The 18,383-nt window shown below is 35.4% G+C and carries 9 protein-coding genes and 2 pseudogenes; all 11 read left to right on the forward strand.

All coding sequences use genetic code 11. The annotated features are described in order from the left end of the window. Positions 1-233 precede the first annotated feature (233 nt). A complete protein-coding gene (locus LC087_RS00820) occupies positions 234-527 on the forward strand; it encodes a WXG100 family type VII secretion target (RefSeq protein WP_226539356.1) in 294 nt (97 codons plus the stop codon). Positions 528-605: 78 nt separating this feature from the next. Further along, the gene (locus tag LC087_RS00825) at positions 606-848 is read left to right on the forward strand and encodes an ESX secretion system protein YukD (protein WP_226539355.1); all 243 of its coding nucleotides are present in this window, start codon (positions 606-608) and stop codon (positions 846-848) included. 77 nt (positions 849-925) lie between these two features. Then, the gene (gene essB / locus LC087_RS00830) at positions 926-2,266 is read left to right on the forward strand and encodes a type VII secretion protein EssB (protein WP_306019818.1); all 1,341 of its coding nucleotides are present in this window, start codon (positions 926-928) and stop codon (positions 2,264-2,266) included. A 35-nt stretch (positions 2,267-2,301) separates the two neighbouring features. Next, a pseudogene (essC, locus tag LC087_RS00835) lies at positions 2,302-6,775 on the forward strand (type VII secretion protein EssC). After that, a complete protein-coding gene (gene esaA, locus LC087_RS00840; protein ID WP_226539352.1) occupies positions 6,772-9,963 on the forward strand; it encodes a type VII secretion protein EsaA in 3,192 nt (1,063 codons plus the stop codon). Before essC ends, esaA begins: the two are co-directional and overlap by 4 nt. Then, on the forward strand, positions 9,953-10,435 hold the full coding sequence (gene essA, locus LC087_RS00845; RefSeq protein ID WP_226539351.1) for a type VII secretion protein EssA: 483 nt from the start codon (positions 9,953-9,955) through the stop codon (positions 10,433-10,435). Before esaA ends, essA begins: the two co-directional genes overlap by 11 nt. Before the next feature lie 311 nt (positions 10,436-10,746). Beyond that, positions 10,747-10,878, forward strand: a pseudogene (locus LC087_RS19505) (MarR family transcriptional regulator); the annotation flags it as partial. A gap of 37 nt (positions 10,879-10,915) precedes the next feature. Beyond that, a complete protein-coding gene (locus tag LC087_RS00850; protein ID WP_306019819.1) occupies positions 10,916-11,935 on the forward strand; it encodes an ROK family protein in 1,020 nt (339 codons plus the stop codon). 77 nt (positions 11,936-12,012) lie between these two features. Next, positions 12,013-12,876 carry a Cof-type HAD-IIB family hydrolase gene (locus LC087_RS00855; protein WP_226539349.1) on the forward strand — a complete coding sequence of 288 codons (864 nt, stop codon included), beginning with the start codon at positions 12,013-12,015 and terminating at the stop codon, positions 12,874-12,876. Positions 12,877-13,129: 253 nt separating this feature from the next. After that, positions 13,130-16,687 (forward strand): YhgE/Pip domain-containing protein, encoded by a 3,558-nt coding sequence (locus LC087_RS00860; RefSeq protein ID WP_226539348.1) that lies wholly within the window; start codon positions 13,130-13,132, stop codon positions 16,685-16,687. 122 nt (positions 16,688-16,809) lie between these two features. Beyond that, positions 16,810-18,276 carry a coproporphyrinogen III oxidase gene (locus LC087_RS00865; protein WP_226539347.1) on the forward strand — a complete coding sequence of 489 codons (1,467 nt, stop codon included), beginning with the start codon at positions 16,810-16,812 and terminating at the stop codon, positions 18,274-18,276. Positions 18,277-18,383: the final 107 nt, after the last annotated feature.

The raw sequence follows: 18,383 nt of genomic DNA on the forward strand, positions 1-18,383 counted from the left end.
TACCATATATGACAATTTGACTAATAAAGTATATTAAATTAGTTATATAGTATGATTTTTCCTGAAACAATTGCATTTAAAGGTAATTCTGTATTAGTATATTACTGGAAGTGATTCAAAATATAATCACATAAAATAGTTGGTGTTTACAAACACCTTCATATTTAACATTAGGTATTCATAATTCAAAATAGATGATTACCATATTACTATTATAAAAGGAGATGGATTGAATGTCAGGTGTTATTAAGGTTACCCCGCAAGAATTAGAAGCAATGTCAACACGTTATCAAGATGAAAGTAATAGTGTAGGTGAGCAAATTTCACGTCTGAATTCTATGATTTCTGAGCTTCAAGATATGTGGGAAGGGGAAGCAAGTCGAGCATTTGCTCATCAATATGAAGAATTAAGACCTTCAATCGAACAAATGCAAGAACTGCTTGCTGACGTATCTAGACAATTATCTAGTACGGGTAAAGCTCTTGAAGATGCAGATGCTCAAATCGCTAGCCAAATTCGCGGTTAATTTTTTACGATCTAACTTTAAAGAAAAAGAAGGAGCGCCTATTCCGATTAGGCGCTCCTTCCTCATGAGGTGATTCATGTGTACATAGAAATAACCGTTGATTTGAATCAATATGAGAAAGATAAAAAGGTAGACCTTCGGTTATCGAACTACCACACGGTTAAAAAGCTTGTTGATTTTGTATGGCAGTCTCAAAAGCTATCTGCACAACCTAGAGATGGTTATTGGGTTCGCATAACTAATAAAAACCAAGTAGTTCCGGGAAATATAAAGTTGGCGGATGCAGGGATTTTGTCTGGGGACCGCATCGAGATTTTATGACTTATTGATCAAAAGTAATAGATTCATTTATTCCATTGAAACTGCTTTGAACTTGTACCAAAAAGGAGAGCCATAGAATGTCAGAAAAGAATGGATCATATTTGCAGGAGAAACTGGAAGCAGTTGTTCGTAAAGAGGATAAAAATATTGTCTTTACGTTTCAAAAAGAAAAATTAAAACTTGACGAAGTGAGTGAAATTTCTTTTTTAAAGGGAATCAATTCCGACATTCAAAAAGAAATTAAGATGGAAGAAGACGAATTGGTGATGATCTATACAATGCCAGATTCATTTTCTGTTCAATTGAAGGCAAATGAAAAAGAACGATTGCTTTGTGCGTATCAGCTTATCCAAAAAGTAAAAAGTCACACATTAAAAAGATTGCATCTAGTTGTTTGTCCAGAGAACATTGTCTTTAGCCAAGGGTTAACACCTTACTTTTTGCATTTTGGTGTGATGGAAAGCCTTCCTCCATATGAAACGGATGAGGCTCTTTTATTAAAAGAAACAAAGGCAACGGTTGCCGCTATTATTGATCAACAATATACATTTGATCAATATTTTAGTTATCATGAAACGTTAAAACTATCTACTAAGACTAAGTCTATTATGAAAGCAACTTCAATGGATCAAATGGAGGATTTAGTCACTAAGTATATTAAGGAAGAAAAACAACGAGAATCCCAGTTTTTAAGTGTTAGTAAAAAGAAATGGAAAACGAACCGGTATATTTTATTAGGTATTTCAATCTGTTTAATCCCAGCTCTTATTTATTCAATATTTTCATTAATCTTTATCAACCCAAAACATGATAGAGTGGTTGCTGCCCAAGAGAATTTTCTTTTGGACAAGTATAGTGATGTGGTAACAGAGATCCAGTCTTATGATGTAGATGACATTCCCACAGTTACTCAATATCAATTAGCGTTGTCTTACATTATGAATGAATCGTTAACAGAATCACAAAGGGACAATGTTCTAAATACGATTTCTCTTCAGTCAGATCCTCGTTACTATCATTACTGGATTTATATCGGAAGAGGACAAGCGGAAGAAGCTTTAGAAGAAGCGAGGTTTTTAGAGGATCGTGACTTAATCCTTTTCGGTCTATTGAAATATAGTGAACAAGTAAAATCGGATGATAGTCTTGAAAGTGAAGAAAGACAACAAGAGTTAGATTCGATTGAAAGAGAAATTGAAGAGTATGAAGAAGAAATGAAAGCGTTAGAAGAAGAAAAAAAAGCGGAGGAAGAAAGTCAATCTCAAGATAGTCAAGGCCAGGATCAATCAGAACAACAACCGGCTACAACAGAATCCTCAGAAAATCAGGATAACAAAGAATCAGAAACTTCTGAGGAAGATCAGGTAGAAGAGAAAGAAAAACAAGAAGATAAACAAACAACGGATACAGATGAATAACCTTATTTTAAGAAATAAGAAGAAGTGGTGATCCAATGCAAACCTTATGGGTTTTCTATGATAATCAGTACCAATACTTAAAGGTGAAAAAAGATAAACATAAACAATTGACCATTGGGACTCAGTTTCTCAATTCAATTACGATCCCCACATTATCGAAAGCGTTTAGTCCCCTAACCCTTCATTTAGAGGAAGATTTTTTTACTCTTCAACAAGAAGGCAAAGAGGAGAGAACCATTTCTGTTAATCAACAGGAAACGCTAACTGATGGTGATCAAACATTGACAATAGTTTTAACTTCTTACCCGGAAGAAAAGCATTATTACTATATTGGTAATCAAGAAGAAATTTTTGTGTCAAATAAAGAGGAAGAAGCAACGTTTTATAAAGAGCATCATGGTTTCCAAAAAGGGACGTTTTATTTAACAAAGAACAGTCAAAAAAAATGGCAAGTAAATGTTTCTGAGTCTACTCATGTCTATTTGAACGGGCAACAACTAAACAGAAACAAAAGATTGAATATTGGCGATGTGCTGTTCTTTGATTTTATGATTTTTACGCTTGTGGAGGAAGACTTAATTGAGGTGGTTTGTAAGGATTCTTTTCAAACAAGTTTAATTGAAGCGCAACCTCCGTCATCTGAAATGAAAAAGAAATACCCTAACTATAGGCGGACACCAAGAATGGTCTATGATCTTCCAGAAGATAAAGTTCAGCTTTCATTTCCAAGTCAAGAATCATCGGATTCAGGAAGAAGCTTATGGATGATTATTTTGCCGCCTCTCATGATGTTAATTGTTATGACTATTGTGGCCCTCGTAATCCCACGAGGTATTTACATTATTATATCCATTGTCATGTTTATGACGACATTAGTGACGTCAACGGTACAATATTTTAAAGATAAGAGTAAGCAGAAGAAGGAAAAAGAAAAAAGAAAAAGAGTTTATACGCAATACTTGGAGAGTAAAAGAGAAGAACTTCAAGAATTGGCAAACAAACAGACGCATGTACTTCAGTTTCATTTTCCATCTTTTGAAAGAATGAAGTATCTCACATCCCAAGTCACGGATAGACTATGGGAGCGAACGATTGAAAGTCCAGATTTTCTTCAATTTCGTTTAGGAATTGGAACAGTTCCATCAAGTTACACGATCTCAAGTAGTTCTTCCGATATGTCGAACAGGGAGATGGATGAACTTTTAGAAGAATCACAAAAGCTTCAATCCGTGTATTCAACGATTGAAAATTTACCAGTCACTGCAGACCTCCATAAAGGTGCGATTGGACTGATTGGGAAAGAATCAGTTTATAAAACGGAAATCCATCAATTAATTGGTCAATTAGCGTTCTTTCATAGTTATCATGATGTACGCTTTGTGTTTATTTTTGATGAGAAGGAGTATCAAGAGTGGGAATGGATGAAGTGGCTTCCACATTTTCAACTTCCGCAGTCTTTTGCGAAAGGATTTATATATAACGAAAAGACGCGTGATCAAATTCTTTCTTCAATCTATGAAGTTCTTCGTGAAAGAGATCTTGAAGAGGATGCGGAAGATGTTCGTTTTATGCCCCATTTTGTATTTATTGTAACGAATTATCAGCTCATATCTGAGCATGTCATCTTGGAGTATTTAGAGGGAGAGTATACCCATTTAGGAATGTCTGTTATCTTTGCTGCAGAAGCAAAAGAGAGCTTAGCAGATAATATTCATACTCTTATTCGATACATTAACAAGCAGCAAGGGGACATTTTAATTCAAGATAAAAAAGCGGTGAAAATGCCTTTTGATTTGGACGGCCATCATCTAAATGGGAATGAAGATTTTGCTAGATTGTTAAGGACGTTGAACCATCAAAGAGGAATGAGCAACTCTATTCCATCTAGTGTTTCCTTTTTAGAAATGCTCAAGGTGAGTGATGTTAACGATGTACCGATTGAAAACAACTGGTTATCAAACGAATCGTCCAAAACTCTTGCCGTTCCAGTTGGATTAAAGGGAAAAGAAGATATTGTAGACTTAAATTTACATGAAAAAGCACATGGACCTCATGGATTGTTAGCGGGTACAACAGGTTCTGGTAAAAGTGAATTTCTACAGTCGTATATTTTATCCCTTGCTGTTCATTTTCATCCGCATGAGGTGGCCTTCTTGTTAATCGACTATAAAGGTGGAGGAATGGCGCAACCGTTTAAAAATATTCCTCATTTATTAGGGACGATTACCAATATCGAGGGAAGTAAAAACTTTACCACGAGAGCGCTTGCATCGATCAAGAGTGAACTGAAAAAAAGGCAGCGATTATTTGACCGTTTCGAAGTCAATCACATTAATGATTATACAAAGCAATACAAGCAAGGGAAGGCTGAAGAGCCTCTACCCCATTTGTTCTTGATTTCGGATGAGTTTGCAGAATTAAAAAGTGAGGAACCAGAATTTATTAAAGAGCTTGTGAGTGCGGCTCGAATCGGCCGTAGTTTAGGGGTACATCTTATATTAGCTACCCAAAAACCGGGTGGAGTCATTGATAATCAAATCTGGAGTAATGCTCGCTTTCGTGTGGCGCTAAAAGTACAAAATGTGGAAGATAGCCGCGAAATATTAAAGAATGGAGACAGCTGCTTCCATTACAGTCACCGGTAGAGGTTATTTGCAAGTTGGGAATAACGAAGTATATGACTTATTTCAATCTGCATGGAGCGGAGCACCTTATTCCGATGAAACATTTGAAACAGAAGATGAAGTTGCGATTGTAACAGATCTAGGATTAATTCCCTTATCTGAAGTTTCTTCAGAACAAAGTCATCAGAAAGAATCCGTGACAGAAATTGATGCGATTGTGGATCGAATAGAAGAAGTGCAACAAGAAATGAACATAAAGAAACTTTCTAGTCCTTGGTTGCCTCCATTAGAGAATCGTATTTATCGACAACAGTTTACTCAAGGAGAAAACAATAAAGTCATCTATTCTATGATCGATGAGCCAGAAAAACAAAGCCAATCTGCTTTTGCCTATGAATTAGTTGAAGATGGGAACGTTGGGATATTTGGATCGTCAGGGTATGGAAAAACACAAACGATCATTACGCTACTGATGGGAATGGCCTCACAGCTATCACCTGAGGAAGTGAATTATTATTTATTAGACTTTGGAAATGGCGGGTTGTTACCTTTGAAGGAACTGCCGCATACTGCAGACTACTTCTTGATGGATGAAGGAAGGAAGATTGAGAAGTTTATAGGAATTTTAGAAGATGAGTTAGCTCGAAGAAAACGTCTTTTCCAAGCTGAGCAAGTTAGTTCTATTAAAATGTATAACACGATGAGTAAAGAAAAATTGCCGATTATTTATATCACAGTTGACAATTTCGATATAGTCAAAGATGAAATGCAAGACCTTGAAACGCAAATTAATCAATTTGCTAGGGATGGACAATCATTAGGTGTGTATATGTTTGTGACAGCTACAAGAGTAAACTCGGTAAGACAAGCCTTAATGAATAACTTAAAAACAAAAATCGTTCATTATTTAATGGATAGTACAGAGGCCTTCAATATTCTTGGGCGTCTACCTTTTTCACTTGAACCAATTCCAGGTCGAGCAGCCATTAAAAAAGATACAGCCTATTTCTCTCAAGTTCTTCTTCCTACTGAAGGAAAAGATGATTATGAACAGCTGAATCTTTTAAAAGAAGAAATTGAGACTTTGAAACTATCATATGCACAATGCATACAGCCTGAACCAGTACCAATGCTGCCAACGGAATTAACAACGAGCAACTTTAGTCAATTTATTGGCTTAGCTGAAGAAAGAGATTTAATTCCGATTGGTTTAAGCGAAGAGACTGTTAAGCCTGTTTATGTCAACTTTCAAAAAACAAAACATTGCTTAGTGCTAGGGCAAGCACAAAAAGGAAAAACGAATGTATTAAAGGTTTTAGCATACGAAGCTTTATCAAGAGGTAGTGATCAAATTGCCGTCTTCGATTCGATTGATCGCGGACTGACTGATTTGATGAATGAAGATCGTATCGTTTATATGGAAAATAAAGAACAGATTACAGAATGGCTCGACAAGGTAGAAGAAATGTTTAAGCTAAGGGAAGAACAGTATAGTGAATCTGTTCAACAAAGAAAAGCGTTACCGAAGTTCGCTCCTATTATGTTATTAGTGGATGGTTATACGAGGTTTTCGCAAACGTTAGATGCAAGTTTACAAGATCGCTTATCGCGTTATATGAAAAACTACTCGCATTTAGGGTTCCATGTGATTGTATCGGGAAGCAACAACGAACTAACGAAAGGCTATGATGCGTTTACAGCTGAAATAAAACAAATTCGTCAAGCAATTGTCTTGATGAAGAAGTCAGAGCAAACGTTATATACACTCTCTTATGATCGAAAAGAACCAGATATTCAACCGGGTTATGGATACTATGTTGAAAATGGAAAAGAGACGAAAATTCAAATACCACTTATGGTAATGGAAAGGAAAGTACACGCATGAAAAAAAAGGTTAGTATACTCGTACTGATCCTATCAGTGATGTTGATTATTGCTACTCCAGTTCTGTTTTTTCAATGGATTGGTGGAAATCCATTTCAAACAGAAGAAAAGGCAACTCAAACGATCGCCGTCGTAAATGAAGATGCGGGTGCAGAGGTAGAAGGTGACACACTTAAATTTGGAGAACAAGTCCCTTCAATTCTACAAGACTCCTCTTCCTTTGAATGGACCGTAGTTGGTCGAAGTGCAGCCGAAAATGGATTGTTAAATGCTAAATATGACGCAGTTGTTTACATTCCATCCGATTTTTCTAATAAAGTTATGTCATATGATGAGGAAAGACCAGAGAAATCAAATTTAAATTACCAAGTTCAGTCTCAACTGAATGCGGTCAATAAGGAAAAGGCTCTGTTAGAAATTGAAAGATCGACTAAAAGATTAAACAAACAAATGTCTTCGTTATTTTGGAATTATGTCTCTACTGATATGGAGAACATAAAAGAGGAATTTGATGAAATTTTACAAAAAGAAGTTGATTTTCAAAAGGTTATGCTTGAGTTTTATAAGCCAACCTCTAAAGACTTAGCGGGACAGCTTGAGCAACAAACATCTATGTTAACGAATTTACAAAGTTCCATACAAGATATTGAAGGAAGAGTACCTGAACAAGAAAGTACCATTGAAAATTTTGAAAGAAATCTAAATAACTTCATACAATTCGTAGACCAATATCAAGAGTATCAAGAAAACCAAAATCAGCTTCTCGCGGAAGTGCAAAGCGAATCTATCGAGATGATAAATGATTCAATGGATAATCAACGTCCTCGGTATATGGTTATGAGAAATTCATTTTTGGACCAAAGCAATCAGTTTGATAGAGATATGATCGATTTATATAACAGCTTGAAAAGTAATGAAGAAGCTTTTGTATATTTAAAAGAAATTCGAAATGAGCAATTAGCTAGACAATTAGGGGAAATCCCCTCCTTTCAAGGAAGAATGTTAGATTTTTATCAACAATTACAGGACACGACGGTTTTGAATGACCTAGAAGGTAGTATAGTAGACTTAAATGAAACGTTAACAAAAGAAGAGACTGACTCTGGAGAGGGAGACGGTTCCGGAGATGGAGAAGGAGACGGCTCAGGAGATGATGAAGGAGACGGCTCAGGAGATGATGAAGGAGACGGCTCAGGTGATGGAGAAGGAGACGGCTCAGGAGATGATGAAGGAGACGGTTCTGGAGATGATGAAGGAGACGGTTCCGGAGATGATGAAGGAGACGGCTCAGGAGATGATGAAGGAGAAGGTTCCGGAGATGGAGAAGGAGACGGCTCAGGAGATGGAAGTGATGAACCGAAATATTCTTGGCACAATTTAAATGATGAAATAAAGGCAATAGAAGAGGAAATACAAACTAAAATTGAGGAAATGATAAAAAACCTAGACGAAATAACAGAACCAACAAAAGAGGATATTGAAAAGGTAGTTTCTGATTTAGGGACTATTAATGAAAAAGTTGGTAAAGTTCTGGATGACCTTAAGAATAAGAACAAAACTGAAAATCCTTTGGAAGAAGAAGTGGAAGAGCTTAAGCAACAGATCATTGAACTCGAAAATGAAAAAATAGAGTTGGAAAATACAATTTCTGATTTAAATGGTGATATTAAAGACCTGGAGGATGAAAAACAGGAATTAGCAGAAGAAATCAATACACTTAATGATCAAGTGGACAGTTTAAACACCGAAGTTAGTGAATTAAAAGAAGAAATTGAAAGTTTAAAAAAGGAAAATGAAGAACTAAAGAAACAATTAGAAATGTATAGTAATAATTTATCAGATGTTATTGGTAAAGTGGAAGAAAAGGAACAATCTATTCTAACTTCCCAAGCACTTTCTGAATCGAGAAAAGAGTTGCTTACTAGTACTTTTGAAAAAGAAATTAAAAATTACGAATTAATAGATGTTCTTCAATATTATGCTTATTTAGACCGTTATGAAGCAAGGCTAGATAGCATGTTGGTCGATAATGGCTTAAAAGATACGGTTATACAAGATGAAGAATTAAACAAGGAAATTAACACGATTTTAAAAGTGACTTTAAGAGAAGAAGAAAATTGGGATAAAGTGTCCACTCGCATGCCAACGAATATAGATGCATTTAGTGCTCTTCAAGATTCGTATACATTGTTTGTAGCTGATTTTGACCAGGTAATTGAGGAGGAACAAACAAAATTAATGGAAAGCTTAAAATCCATTAATCAAGAGGCATCAGATGTATTAAGTCGCATCCAGCAGCCTGAACAACCAGCTCCTACTCCTGCAACAAACGGAGCAGGACCGGAATTAGAGAGTACACAATCACAAATTGGTAGTGAGTTGAGTACGATCCATTCCTTCTTGGATTCTGTCAGCGATAGCCAAAATAATGTGGTAACGTATTCAACTGAATTAAAATCGAAAGTAACCAACGTTCAAACGGATGCTGATGTCCTGAATAATAAGTGGGCAACGAATGTATCCTCAACAAAACTCATCCGTGACGACGTATACAGCATTTTAGGTAACGCTTCAGTGGATGGACAGTCAAATGATTATGTTTATGATTTCTTAACAAGCCCATTAAATGTAGAGGGGGATGTACCGGAAGAGAAGCAATCTGCTAATCTACCGCCGGTTGTCATTCTGTTTATTATTCTACTATCCAGCTTGTTAATTGGTTACACCAGCTTCTATTTTCAGAATGCACCCCTATGGATGCAAGGTGTCATCTTCTTATTATTAAATTTAATCGTCGGTTTCTTTATTAGTCTTTATGGACTTGATATTTATCCGTTAGAAGAATCACGATCCATAGAGTGGACTATTTTTACGATCATGCTATTATTGGCTGGATCAGGAATTGTTCGTGTAGCATTTGTAACGAATCGCTTAGTGGGATGGTTTGTCTCAGTCGGTATTATTGCGCTTTTTGTTACACCATTATTAGCATTGACTACGCCTAATTTTACTTTTGAGGATCCGATGTCCAAAGTGTATGTATCAATTCAATACGGTTCTGAATCGTTATTTTCGAAAGCTGCTATCGTATTGACGATGATCATTATTGCTTTAGGTGTCTTGCAAATGGTTTTAGATAGACGAAGCAATAATCCAGTTGATGAAGGTACAGAAGAGTATGAGGGGTAAATGGATTGTGGCATTGGCAGTCGTATGTAGCTGTATGATGTTCACGACTCCATGTCAGGCAAGTAACAGTATTAATGACCTATCTCCTAATGAATATAAGCAAAATAAAAAGAAAAAAGATATGAACTTAATGAATGATCAAAAGAATATCATTGAAAAAGGAGATATTCCTGAAGAACAAAAGAATTTGACCTTTGATGGGAATAAGAATAACCACAACGAGGCGATTAAAGGGAAACTTTTTCAACAACAATCAATGGATACAAATACGATAAAAGCTAAAGCAGATCATTTACAACTCTTTAGTCAACCTGAATCATCAAAGTTAGACGAATTGGAAGAAACAGGGGATACTTCTTCTTCTGTGTCGATTCTCATTACCATTTTTGTTACCGTTTGTTTGTTGTTGTTAATTCTTGTTTTAGTCATTTGGAATCGAACTAATAATCAGCAAAAAGCCAGTATGACTTAAGGATCTTTATGGATGTCGTCTAAATAGAGGCGGCATCTTTTTTTAAAAATTTAAAATAGGCGGCATAAAAGTTATTTGCAAATGTGAGTATTTGACTCTCCAAATATATTAAAATAATTGATTGTGCTGTTTTGCACAAAATGAGAAGTTTATCAGTGGTATTATTATTAGGATCTTTTTTTTATTATACAATCATTCTAATATTTTCTTGCATATTTTTAGCTAGATTGAGATAATAATTGTAAGGGTTTACATTGCCGTGAGAGGTGATTATGATGACAAATGATACGTTAGTAGGAAGTTTTCAGTTGATGAAATCAATTAATCGGTCGGTTGTTTTAAACACTATTCGAACTCAACAAGCGATTTCACGAGCTGAAATTTCGAAGATGACCAAGTTAACGCCACCTACTATCACAAATATTGTAAACGAATTAATTGATAGTAAGATCGTAATAGAAAAAGAGGCTGGTATATCAAGTGGGGGGAAGAAAACCGATCTTACTTCAAATCAATTCAGAGCAATCATATATTATAGGGATAGACATAGGGGCGAAACATATTCGTTTTGCTTTAGGAAATTTAAGTGGGAAAATTATTTGTTATCAAACGATTAAAGTTCCGCTTAACATAAGTGAAGATGACTTAATTCAATCGTTAATTAAACAAGTGTATGTCATCATGGATGAATCAGCAATCCTTAAGGAAAAAGTCGTAGGGATTGGGATCGGTGTAAATGGAAACGTAGAAAATGAAAGTGGAATGATTACTTATTCTTCAAAGTTTGAACTTCATAAAGCGTATTTAAAACAGGAAATTGAAAACGAATTTCATATCAAAGTAAAAGTAGAAAATAGTGCAAGGGCTATGGCCTTAGGTGAGCAATGGTTCGGAGTTGGAAAAGGTTTCTCCAATTTATTATGTATAAATGTGGGATATGATGTTTGTGCCGGGTTAATTATTAACAACCAGTTAGTAAAAGGGAAACATAATCTTGCAGGTAACATTGGACACATGGTCATAGATCTAAATGGTCCTGTTTGTAGCTGTGGTCAAGTCGGTTGTTTAAAGGCTTTTATTTGCCACGATGCGCTAAAAAGAATGGTGCTAACTGAAGTATATGCTGGAAGAAATACCTCCCTAATTGAATGTATGAAAGGGGATATGGAAAAAATTTCAGGTAAAATCATTCAAAAAGCAGCTAAAAAAGGAGACTCTCTCAGTATTGAATTGTTAAAAAACATAGGTCAATCCCTTGGTGTGGCTTGTACAAATATGATTAATATCTTTAATCCAGATATCATCATTATTGGTGGTGGAATTGGTAAAGCTGATGAATTTTATATGGACGAACTAAAAAAAGTCGTGCGTCAGCGCCTAGTAACTACAGAAGGAAAAGAAACAGAAATTGTTGCATCTAAATTAGGAGATAAGGCAACAGTGATTGGAGCAATTACGTTAATCATAACTGAGTTATATGAAATGAATTCAACACCATAATATGAGCGCAGTTATATTTACCTCCTTATAGACATAATCTGATAATAGCTTGCAACTAGATTGAAGGAGGTATAGAAATGCTCTATCGACTTCTCGCATTAAATATTGACGGAACGTTATTAAAAAACAATGGAAGACTTCAATCCTCTACTAAAGAGGCAATCTACTATGTTCAACAGAAGGATGTTATACTCACATTAGTAACAAATAGACATTTTCAATCAGCGAAAAAAATAGCTAAAGCACTTAAAATAGAAGCACCAATTATTACTCATAGTGGAGCTTTTATCGCGAAGAATATGGATGCTCCTCATTTTGTAAAGAAAATACCTGAAGAGACAACATTTAACCTTGTCCAAATTTTAGAAACGTTTGAATGTAACATAAGAATCATACATGAGCGCTATTCAATAGGTAACCGAAAAAAAATTGGTTCTCAGCTGATTTCAAGAATGTTGCTTAATAGTGGCGATCCACTATTCTATCCTGTTCAATTTGTTGAGTCTTTGAGTGATGTGTTAATGGATGAGCCAGTTGAAGCACCGTCTATTCAGCTTTTGTTTGAAAGTGAAAAGGAAATATCAGAAGTTGTTCAGACGATACGAGATGCCTTCCCGCAACTTGAACTTGCTCCAATGGGGGGTAATAAACTCTCGGTTACTTCAAATGGAGTATCTAAATTATCAGGATTGCAATGGGTGTGCAATTATTATGATATACCGACTGAGCAATCTGTTGTAATCGCAAATGATATTGATGATATTGAAATGCTTGAGCACGTAGGTTTAGGTGTAGCTGTAGGGAATGCGTCTTATGAGGTGAAAAAGGCTGCAGACTGGATCACTCGATCAAATGATGAGCTTGGAGTGGATTACATGGTTAAAGAGCATTTTAGAAAGCAACATAGACCTAAATTTTTACAAAAAATCAAAAGAGGATAAAACAATATTGTTTCTGAAAACGCCTGCTGCTACTTTAGTAGGCGTTTTTACGTGCGTGAAAAGGCCTGAAATATAAAAAAGTTCACAAAATGTTCGAAATGAAAAGGGTTTCATTCATGAATAAAGAATAATAAGTAAACATGTGGTTGTCTAAATCGACTTTCTAGTTTTTAAAGCAGTTATATTTGCCTACTATTCTAATAGGATTCTTCCAACTATAGCAAAACCACAACAAAATAAAGGGGGGATGTAGATGAATGCCATTCAATTATTTCTGGCCGAATTAGCTCGACTGAAAGAGAGAAAAGTAATTTTGTCATTAGTATTAGTGATGCTAGTTCCACTCGTTTATGTTGTTATTCTTCTCTCTCCTAAATGGTCACCTTATGACTATGCTTCCAATTTACCGGTAGCAGTAGTCAATGAAGATGAAGGAACCATTTTAAATGGAGAAGAAATGAATGTAGGAGAGCAACTGGTTGACAATTTAAAAGAAGGTAAGGATCTTGGCTGGAATTTTGTTAGTAAACAAAAAGCAGAAAAAGGTCTCGCTAATCAAGATTATTATTTAATAGTCGAAATTCCGAAAGATTTTTCTGAAAGCGTTACCACAGTTTCGGATAAAGATCCAAAACAGGCCAAAATATTCTACACTCAAAATGAGGGGTTAAACTTTACGGCATCGAAAGTAACAGAGAGTGCAGCAAACTCAATTCAAAAGGAACTCTCTACTCTCATTACTGGAACGTATGTAACACAGGTCTTTACTCAGTTGAGTGACATTTCTGTAGGATTCGATAAAGCAGCAGACGGCGCTTCACAAGTAAACGAAGGTTTAACGAAAGCAAAACAAGAAGGAACAGAAAAAATATTAAACGGATTAAATGAGAAATCAAACAAAATAACTGAATTAGCTGAAGGCTCTCAAAAACTTGATGCCGGACTAGGAACGTATCTTTTTAAATTGAAAGAAAACCAACCTAAAATTGGTAAATTGGCAGATGGATCAAAAATATTAAATGAAAAACTAAGGCTTTATTTGAACGGGCTAAAAGACAGTCAACCGAAGATAGAGGAATTGTCGGATGGCTCAAAAACGTTAGAAAAAGGGCTAGGGCAATATTTGAATGGACTAAAGAAGAATCAGACAGGAATTAATGCATTGACAGAAGGAGCAAATAAGGTTGAAGAAGGACTAGGGTTATATGCTAAAGGGTTAACTGAAAGTCAATCGAAGATAAAGGAATTATCGGATGGCTCAAAAACGTTAGATGAAAACCTAGGATTGTATGTAAAAGGTCTAGAAGATAGCCAACCGAAAATAAAGGAATTGTCGGATGGCTCAAAAATGCTAGATGAAAACCTAGGATTGTATGTAAAAGGGTTAAAAGACAGTCAACCGAAGATAAAGGAATTGTCGGATGGCTCAAAAATGCTAGATGAAAACCTAGGATTGTATGTAAAAGGGTTAAAAGACAGTCAACCGAAGATAAAGGAATTGTCGGATGGCTCAAAAATGTTAGATGAAAACTTAGGATTGTATGTAAAAGGGTTACAAGATAGTCAACCGAAAATTAAAGAGTTAGCAAATGGAGCAGAAAAATTAGATAATGGGATAGAATCATATTTAACCTCTTTACAAGAAAAACAACCTAAAATAGATGAGTTAGCAAATGGAGCCAATAATATACATGATAAAATGGATGTGTTGCAAAAAAGTCTGGACAAACAAACATCAGATGTGGAAGCACTTGCAAATGGAGCGTTTCGTCTTGAAGAGGGAGTAATCCAATTAGGAGATGCTGTTGAATCGGAATTACTTCCAAAAAGTCATGATCTCAAAAATGGTGCATCTTTATTAAATCAAAAAATAACAGAGTTAGACCAAATAATCATAATATTAAACCAAAAAATATCTGAATATTCAGGTCTTGGAGCAGATGAAAGAGACGAAGCTGATCTTCAAGAGATTAAAAATATCAGTGCATCAGTAACTAATAACATGAGTAAAATACAAGAAGCATCCCTGTCTGTATCGCAAGGTTCGGAAGCACTTGTCAAAGGAATAGATAAAGAATCTGGTGGGCAATCACTTCAAGCAAACATTGATCATTTAAGTCATGGAGCGTCTGATTTAAACAATGGAATGAGCAAATTTAATCAAGCTTGGCCTGTTTTGGTAGATAATGTATCAAAGTTAAAAGATGGGGCATCAGCAATTGCAAATGGTACAACTTCTGTGAAAGACGGATGGGGAATGTCTATTGATGTAGTTTCTCAGCTGAAAAATGGGACATCTAAAATTAGTTCAGGTAACGCAGATGTTAAAGAGAGCTGGGAAGAATCTTTAATTCCCAACGCATCGTTATTAAAAAATGGTTCAGCTAAAATAAGTTTAGGCAACCAAGATGTTAAAAAGAGCTGGGAAAAAACTTTAATTCCCAACGCGTCGTTATTAAAAAATGGTTCAGCCAAAGTAAGTTCAGGTACCGCAGATGTTAAAAAGAGCTGGGAAGAAACTTTAATTCCTAATGCGTCACTGCTAAAGCAAGGAACAGCTAAAATAAGTTCGGGCAACGCAGATGTTAATGAAAAATGGGAAAATAGTCTAATTAGCAATGCAATAAAGTTAAAAAACGGATCAGCTAAAATAAGCTCAGGGAATGAAACAGTCAATTCAGGATGGCAAACGTCTATTGAGGTAGTATCACAGTTGAAAAAAGGTTCAGCTCTTGTAAGTTCAGGGAACTCAGGTGTCAAGGAAAGCTGGGAAAAAACCTTGATTCCCAACGCGTCGTTATTAAAGAAAGGTTCAGCTAAAATAAGTTCAGGTAACGCGGGTGTTAAAGAAAGCTGGGAAAAAGGGTTAATTAGCAATGCAACCAAACTAACAAACGGTTCAGGGGTGATAAGCTCAGGAAACAAAGATGTTAAAGAAGGATGGCAAACATCTATAGATGGAGTAACTGAACTAAAAAATGGTTCAGCTAAAATAAGTTCAGGCAACGGAGAAGTTGAAACTGGATGGACGGATTTAACAGAAGGTGTTACAGAAGTAGATAATGGATTGTTAAAGCTAACAAATGGTAGTAGAGAGCTTGCCGATAGTCTAGTAAGTGGGGCCGAACAAACAGGAGATATCAATACTTCTGATGACAATGTCACAATGTTTGCCTCACCAGTTCAGACGGAGGGAAGTAAGGTGAACGAATATCAGTATTATCGAGATTCAACAGCTCCATATATTCTATCACTTGCACTATTTGTCAGTATTTTAATCATGTCTATGATTGTCGAGTTTAGAAATCCAGTTGGTGAACCAAGTTCTACTATTTCCTGGTTTATCGCCAAGTATATGAAACTAGCTCTTTTTTCATTAGCACAGGCACTGTTAATCAGTTTGTTCGCATTGCTTGTTCTCAAACTACAAGTTGGAAACGCTCTTTTGTTTATTTTGTTCTCTATGTTTGTTGCTATTACTTTCTTGTCAATCATTATGTTCTTTGTTGCTTTAGCAGGTAACTTTGGACGCTTTATTGTATTATCCTTAATTGTGTTACAAGTACCAACTACGGGGGCAAACCTACCAATTGATATGTTGCCACCATATTTAAGAACAATTAGTGTGTTAATGCCTATGACATACTCAAATGCAGGGTATAAATCAATCATTACGCTAAATGATTCGAGTTATTCGTTTGCAAATTCAGCAGTATTATTTGTCTTTTTAGTGATCTTCACCTGCTTAACCTTAACGATCTTCTACTTCAGGAGTCAAAGAGGAATGGCTTTAGATCAAGTGGAAAAATAATTGAAGTTAGCTCTCAGTCTATGATTGAGGGCTTTTTTGTTATTGATATACTCTGAAATATTGACGAAATCATTTATAGCATCAATAATAGTGAAAGAATAAAAAATGACAAAGGTGAAAAAATGAAAATCAATATACAAGGAATAAATGACACATATTATCATCGTTCAATTATTAATATTAGTAAGCTGTTTTTTGAGGATCCAACAATTGATTTTTCTGATAAACAAATAAAGGAATCTTTAAATCTTACTTTTACCTTTCACAATAATACAGTTAATGGTACATTGGAAAGTAATGGTGAATATTTAAATATAAGGAAAAAAATCTTATCTTTTGAAGATCGAAAGCAAGTTAACAAAGGAATAACCTATGTATTGTTGTCCCTTTTGAAAAAATGGACGGGATTAGAGCAACCATGGGGTATACTGACGGGAATCCGTCCGACGAAACTCTTTCATAAGATGTATCGTGAACAAGGTGAAAAGTCTCACGAAGTGTTAAGAGGAGAGTATTTACTTTCAGAAGAAAAAATAAATATAATGCAAAAGATTGTTAACCGACAATTAGAAGTTATTCCCGACTTATATGAACTTTCAAATGAAGTCAGTATCTATATTGGAATTCCTTTTTGTCCAACCAAATGTGCCTATTGTACATTTCCCGCTTATGCCATTCAAGGTAAGCAAGGTAAAGTGGACACGTTTTTAGAAGGATTGCATTATGAAGTCAAGGAAATTGGAAGATGGTTAAAGGAAAAAAACGTAAATATTACCACGGTCTATTTTGGAGGAGGGACCCCTACAAGTATTTCAGCAGAACAAATGGATCTGCTTTATGAAGAGGTGTATCGCTCTTTTCCAGATATGGATAAAGTTAGAGAAGTGACTGTAGAGGCAGGGAGGCCAGATACGATCACCCCAGAAAAACTTGAAGTACTTAAAAAATGGAACATTGATCGCATTAGTATTAACCCGCAATCTTATACGCAAGAAACTTTAAAAGCGATTGGTAGGCACCACACAGTAGAAGAAACCATCGAGAAATTTTATTTATCCCGATCTATGGGAATGAACAATATCAATATGGATTTAATCATTGGACTTCCTGGGGAAGGCATAGGGGAGTTTGAGCATACATTAAAGAAAACAAAAGAATTAATGCCAGAATCATTAACCGTTCATACGTTATCCTTTAAACGAGCAAGTGAGATGACTAAAAATAAACAAAAATATAAAGTGGCCAAGCGAAGCGAAATTGAATCCATGATGAAAAGAGCTGAAGAGTGGACAGAGAAAAATAATTATCACCCTTACTACTTATATCGACAAAAAAACATTTTAGGTAATTTAGAAAATGTCGGTTATGCCTTACCAGGTCAGGAAAGCCTGTACAATATTTTGATTATGGAAGAAAAGCAAACTATTATCGGTTTAGGGTGCGGGGCATCAAGTAAGTGGGTTCATCCACAGACGGAAAAAATAAGTCAATTCTTCAATCCAAAAGATCCAAAGTCGTATAATGAAAGTTATCAGCATTATACTAATAAAAAGATTGAAGTGTTAAATGATCTATATAAAGGAAAATGATGATCAGTGGGGCTAATGCTGTTGTTTTTTTAAAACGACATTAGCAAATTTAACTCGTAGGCAGTTCATTATGCCTACGAGAAACCTCTATACTTTAGTTGGGATTT

It is taken from the genome of Bacillus carboniphilus (assembly GCF_020524035.2).
In the GTDB taxonomy this organism is placed as follows: Bacteria; Bacillota; Bacilli; order Bacillales; family JAIVKR01; genus Bacillus_CC.